The organism is Blautia sp. DFI.3.45, assembly GCF_020593505.1.
Taxonomy (GTDB): domain Bacteria; phylum Bacillota; class Clostridia; order Lachnospirales; family Lachnospiraceae; genus Blautia_A; species Blautia_A wexlerae.
The window spans coordinates 1-5,670 of record NZ_JAJDMI010000086.1 but is presented as its reverse complement, the minus strand read 5'-3'; the positions used below and the strand labels follow the sequence as shown (position 1 = coordinate 5,670).

Annotated in this window: 6 protein-coding genes and 1 pseudogene; 2 read left to right on the top strand and 5 right to left on the bottom strand. The window is 46.2% G+C overall.

Going from position 1 to position 5,670, the window contains the following annotated elements; all coding sequences use genetic code 11:
- Window positions 1-25: 25 nt before the first annotated feature.
- Genes LJE09_RS16650 through LJE09_RS16640 form a run of 3 tightly spaced genes read right to left on the bottom strand, consistent with a single transcriptional unit; the run spans window position 26 to window position 2,293 of the window.
- Window positions 26-790 carry an ABC transporter permease gene (locus LJE09_RS16650; protein ID WP_227311570.1) on the bottom strand — a complete coding sequence of 255 codons (765 nt, stop codon included), beginning with the start codon at window positions 788-790 and terminating at the stop codon, window positions 26-28.
- A gap of 16 nt (window positions 791-806) precedes the next feature.
- Window positions 807-1,532 (bottom strand): ABC transporter permease, encoded by a 726-nt coding sequence (locus LJE09_RS16645; RefSeq protein ID WP_118521795.1) that lies wholly within the window; start codon window positions 1,530-1,532, stop codon window positions 807-809.
- On the bottom strand, window positions 1,529-2,293 hold the full coding sequence (locus LJE09_RS16640) for an ABC transporter ATP-binding protein (protein WP_118521796.1): 765 nt from the start codon (window positions 2,291-2,293) through the stop codon (window positions 1,529-1,531). The genes LJE09_RS16645 and LJE09_RS16640 overlap by 4 nt, the downstream gene beginning before the upstream one ends.
- A 142-nt stretch (window positions 2,294-2,435) precedes the next feature.
- Here LJE09_RS16640 and LJE09_RS16635 point away from each other — a divergent pair, with 142 nt between their 5' ends.
- Complete coding sequence (locus LJE09_RS16635; protein WP_025581231.1) at window positions 2,436-3,137, top strand: response regulator transcription factor; 702 nt, start codon at window positions 2,436-2,438, stop codon at window positions 3,135-3,137.
- Window positions 3,138-3,141: 4 nt separating this feature from the next.
- Entirely contained in the window at window positions 3,142-4,506 is a 1,365-nt protein-coding gene (locus tag LJE09_RS16630) for a sensor histidine kinase (RefSeq protein ID WP_227311569.1), read from the top strand.
- Between the two features lie 357 nt (window positions 4,507-4,863).
- On the opposite strand, the gene LJE09_RS16625 is transcribed toward LJE09_RS16630, so the two are convergent.
- Both LJE09_RS16625 and LJE09_RS16620 read right to left on the bottom strand, forming a co-directional pair.
- Window positions 4,864-5,325: a hypothetical protein gene (locus LJE09_RS16625; protein WP_227311568.1), complete on the bottom strand. Its 462-nt coding sequence runs from the start codon at window positions 5,323-5,325 to the stop codon at window positions 4,864-4,866.
- Between the two features lie 7 nt (window positions 5,326-5,332).
- Window positions 5,333-5,670 (bottom strand): annotated as a pseudogene (locus LJE09_RS16620) (ABC transporter permease); the annotation flags it as partial.

Genomic DNA, 5,670 nt, shown 5'->3' with positions numbered 1-5,670 from the left:
TTGAAGTTTTTTCTTTTCCATAGTTTTACCTCATTTCTTTTTTCCCAAATTGGGTAACAGCCAGCGCGAAAAACAGGCCAAACACTACAATCGCGCACGGCAGGAACGGAAACACCGAAAAAGCGGCGTCGGAAGTTTCTGCTGTAAAGTCATAGAGAAAGCAGGAAACGAGATAACCGCTGTAACAGTACGGGTAGGCGATCCACAGCGGCGTATTCGCAACCAATACACCGGGAATCACAAGCAGCAGATTTAATCCCACAGAAAGAAGCGGCTTTTCAAACAGCACAGTGATGGCCCACATAGCCGCAATGCACGGCAGCATAGTCAGAAACAGCCCCAAGCACCATTTCAGAAGATATAGAATCGGCAGGGTTTCTGTTACTCCCATTGTCTGTGTCGCAATCAACCCAGCGATTACAAATACGACAAGAAACACCACCATCTCCATAAACAGATAAAAGGTAAGCACACAGAATTTGGCAATGGATAATGCGCAGCGGCTGACCGGCAGCGCCAGCATTTTCAGAATCCCGTTATTTCCTGTTTCTCGTCCTGCGATCATCACGCAAACCACGATCATGCTGAATGTAAGCAGATAGTAGGCGTAAACAAGCGCACTTTGAATAAACATGGCAGCCCACGCATTGGTGTATTCCGGTGTAAAGTAGTTGCTCAAATACGCAACCCCGGAAACCACCACCAATAAAGGTGCAATGAAAATCAGGGGTACAATTTTGGAGCGTTTTACTTTCATAAACTCGATTTTGAGTAAATCCAAAAAACTCATTTCTTATTATCCCTCCTTACTCGTAGCGTCTGTACTTCGCCAGCCACAAGCCCACAGCAAGGAACAACAGTGTTTCCACCAAAGCGACAAGGGCAACCGTCGAATCAGGCTGGGCGCTCATGGCTACTGCTGGTTTCAGAATAATCACAAAAGGATGCACCAGCAAAAGCGTCAGCCCCGAATTTGCAAGGGCCATACCACTCAGAAAACCGGCAACACCAATTCCAAGCGGCACCCACATATTTTCAAAGCGCGAGGAAATCAGCAGCATAAACGACAGTACCGGCATGGATGTGAGAAAAGAGTATCCGGCAAAGCGTACCAGCGTACCCATCTCAAACGCTCCGTCCGGCAAGTCCGTCATTCCGATCTGTGCAAGTGCCAGGTTTTGCAGCACGATAGCAACCAAAAACATGACCGTCAGAATCAGAAATTTGCACAGATACATGGCCGGGACGCTGATGGGAAGCATATACATCTTCTTTACGGCACTTCCCTTAAATTCCATGTTGTAGATCATGCAGGTAGCAACCACGATACCGAACAGATTCAGCACCATAATCATGCCGTAGAGCTGGGTCAACAAGACATCCATCGGGGCCAGCGGCAAATTCAGAAGTGTGTCTTTCCGCACAATGAAATTGACAAATGCGTAGGCGGCTCCCAAGACACCAACGGCCAGCAGCACGGGAATCACGCCAGTTCGCTTTCCTTTCCGAAGTTCGATTGCCAGCGTTTTCATAATTTTGCCCTCTGCTTTCTGTCCATGTTATCTTTCTCAACCATAGAAAGAAACACATCTTCCAGATTGTCCGCAGCGAAGCCGGATTGAAGGGCGTATTGACGCAGATCATTCATGCTTCCCTCAAACAGCAGCCGCCCGTGGTTGAGAATCCCAATGTCATCTGCAATCAATTCGATTTCAGACAGCATATGGGACGAGATCAGCACCGTGCAGTCGTAAAGGCTGGGCAAGGATTTTACCAGATTGCGGATTTCGTGGATACCAGACGGGTCAAGACCGTTTGTGGGTTCGTCCAGAATCAGAATCGGCGGACGCCCCAAGAGCGCCCCGGCAAGGCCCAAGCGTTGCTTCATTCCCAGCGAATACTGTTTTGCCAGCCGGTCGCCAAACTCGGTCAGCCCTACCAGTTCCAGAGCATCTTCCACATCAGCTTTCGGCAGTCCCAAAATGCGGCGGATAATGTCAAGATTTTCCCGCCCGGTGAGATTTGCGTAGAAAGATGGCTCTTCGATGAAAGAGCCGATCTCTTTGAGAATGGCAATCCGATCCTGCGGAAACTGTTTCCCATCAATAGTAAAGCTGCCTTTTGTGGGAGCGGTCAACCCCAACAGCATTTTCATGGTAGTGGATTTGCCTGCCCCGTTCGGGCCAAGAAAACCATAAATGCTGCCCTTGCGAATATGAAGCGAAACATGATTGACCGAAGTGAAGTTCTTATATTTCTTGGTCAAATGTTCCGTTGTAATGATATAGTCCATAGAAACATCTCCTTTCGATGCTTCTATGGTACAACTTCAACCTGACATCTACATTCTCCCGTCCTTACTTTTACCTTACTTTTTGAGGATGCCCTCCGCAGACTTGAAATCCTATGTTATAATACTTTCGGGAGGTGACGCTATGGACAACTCTTTTCTGCATCGGAAGAAGCTCTTGCTTGTAGACGATGAGCCAGATTTGCTGAAAATGGTATCCGATATTTTAAGCGATGCTGGTTTTGAAACGGTACTTACTGCCGCAACGGTAAAAGAGGCTATAATAACGGCAGAAAAAGAAAAACCCGACTTGATGGTTTTGGATGTCATGCTGCCAGATGGGGACGGCTTTTCCCTGATGAAGCAGCTCCGCACTTTTACAAATGTGCCAATCATCTTTCTGACCGCAAAAGACGAAGCAGCAGACAAGTTGGCCGGTCTTGGCCTTGGAGCAGACGATTATATTTCAAAGCCGTTTATGCCGCAGGAGCTATTACTGCGTGTCTATGCGGTTTTGCGCCGAACTTATAAAGAGGACAGCCCGCGGGTTTTCCTGGATGGATGTACGATTGATTTTAGCCGGGCAGAGGTCAACAAGGGCGGCGAGATTATCCCCCTGACCGCAAAAGAGCATACCCTGCTGGAAACGCTGGCCCGCAACGAGGGAAAGATCGTTACGGTTGACGCTCTTTGCGAAGCATTATGGGGCGACAATCCTTTCGGCTATGAAAATAGCCTGAATGCCCATGTACGGCGGATTCGGGAAAAAATTGAAGCCGATCCCTCAAAGCCCGTTTCCCTGATTACGATCAAGGGGCTGGGTTATAAACTGATTACAAGGAAGTGACGCCATGAAATCTTTTGGAACCTATATTTCAAAGCACTTGGCGTCTTTCGCTGCGTTTCTTTTGATCCTGGTAATTGTCAATGTCGTTCTGTATGGCGTGACTTTCTATCACACAGTTTCAGAGGATTACGGAGAAGCGTCCCCGCACGCCATGCTTGAGCTGACCTCTACTGCGGCTACCATAGAAGGTTTGCCCGATTATGCAGAGCAGAAATTGCGCCAGTACAATATCTGGGCCATGTATCTAACGTCAACGGGCGAATGCTTCTGGCGGCTCGATGTGCCACAAGAAGTGCCGCAACATTACAGCATTCAAGAGGTAGCTTTATTTTCCAAAGGCTATCTGGAGGATTATCCTGTTTTTGTCTGGAGTACAGAGGATGGATTGTTAGTTTTAGGGTATCCAAAGAATAGCTATATGAAGCTCACCAGCAACTACTATTCCATGGAGACTATTCAGAAAATTCCCCTCTATGTGATAGGAATGTTGGGCATGGATGTGCTGTGCCTGTTTTTGGCCTACTATTTTTCAAAACGCAGGATCATCCAGAACACGGAACCGATTGTAGATGCCATTGAAACATTGGCCGATGGCAAACCCGTTTCTCTCCATATTGATAGAGAGTTATCCGAAATTGCGAACAGCGTAAATAAAGCCTCTCTGATATTAAGCAGGCAAAACGAAGCCAGAGCCAACTGGATCAGCGGGGTCTCTCATGACATCCGAACTCCGCTTTCTATGATTATGGGCTATGCAGACCGGATCGCCGCAGACAAAACAGCCAGTGAGGGGGTAAAAGAGCAGGCTGTGATCGTGCAAAAGCAAAGCGCCAAAATCAAAGAACTCGTGCAGGATTTGAATTTAGTATCGCAGTTGGAATATGAGATGCAGCCGCTTCATAAAGAGATGGTTCGCTTATCCAAACTACTGCGATCCTATGTAGCAGACCTGTTGAATACAGGAATTTCCGATAGCTACAACATCGGAATTAAGATCACTCCTGACGCCGAAAATGCTGTGTTGGAATGTGATGCCAGATTGATTTCGCGAGCTGTAAACAACCTTGTCCAGAACAGCATGAAACACAACCCACAGGGCTGTGAAGTCTGCATTTCTCTTACAGCATCGCAAAACCATCTTATCTTGGCGGTTACGGATAACGGAATGGGTCTGCCTGCTGAAAAGCTGCAAGAGCTGGAAGAAAAACCGCATTATATGGAAAGCACAGATGAACGGCTTGATTTAAGACATGGGCTTGGATTGCTGATTGTCCAACAAGTCGCCATAGCTCATAACGGCAATTTCAAACTTACTAATGTTTTCCCGAAAGGGTGTGAAGCTGCTTTAATATTCCCGTATATTGGATAAACAGGCAAGTACAAATCTATAAGAAAACGCCAGATTTCCGTGAGGAAAAACTGGCGCGCCAAGAACAGCCATTATTATACTGAATTACATGGAACGATAATGCCGATGCAATGTTATACTTGCCCGGAGGAGGAGCAATGCTTTTTTAACTGATGTAGATCATGTGAGCTTTGAAAAAGTAAAAGGGGCACGGCAAAATAACCTCCAATCGGCTACCGTGTCCCTGCAAGTCGTCATAGGTTTGTGCAAACGCAAAGAAACGGCGGCTCTGAAAATCAAAGCCACCGTTTCAAATGGGCGTGGCAAATTGTCTGCTCTACAACGGCTTTTTTTCTTTTGCCGTCGTCCGGCAGAGTATTATTCAATATTTAATTCAATGTTTCCAGTGAAATTCTCACATTCAATGCCAATATAATTTCCACCATCAGGAAGTGTAATTATGTCACTATAAGTTCCGGTTGCTTCAATCAACGTGACTGCTTCATCAGATCCAGAACTCCAAAATACTTTTGCAGTACCTTCCGTAATCTCCAAGGTGCAATCAATGGACAGCTCCTTACCGGCTTCTCTCTTTATGGAAGTTCCTCCGAACAAATACTCTGTACCTGAAAAGTTCGCATAATCAGCCGTATAAGTCCCTGTATAATCATCATTTCCTTTTTCTTTTTCCCCTTGCAGTGACGATTTCCCTGTCAGTTCTATGGAGCCCGCAGACTGAACAATGTTATTGTAATGATTGAGAATTTCATCTTTTGAACAGCCAGCAAGCATAAAACTTCCCACAAGGACGAATGTTAATGCTAAAACTATTTTCTTCATAAAATCATCACCAGCCTTTCTTTGGAGCTACCTTTTTGGCCTTTTTCTTTGTTTGGGTTGCTTCTCGTTCTTTCATGCACAAAATCAAGATGGCAGAAATAACGACAGCAAGCGCAAGACTGCAAGAACAGGTTCCGATATTCCAGTTGACTGCGGTATCATAGCTACGGTAGCCTACCATTCCAAGACTTGCGGTAATCGGATAAAGGTTTGCTAATGTCATATTTCCCGCGGCAAACATCCCTCCATATCCATAGACAAAAGCAATGATTACACCGACTAAAAAGCTGCCTGCCCTCCGACAAGTAAGAGCGATAATCGGCAGAACCGCAAGATATAAAAAGA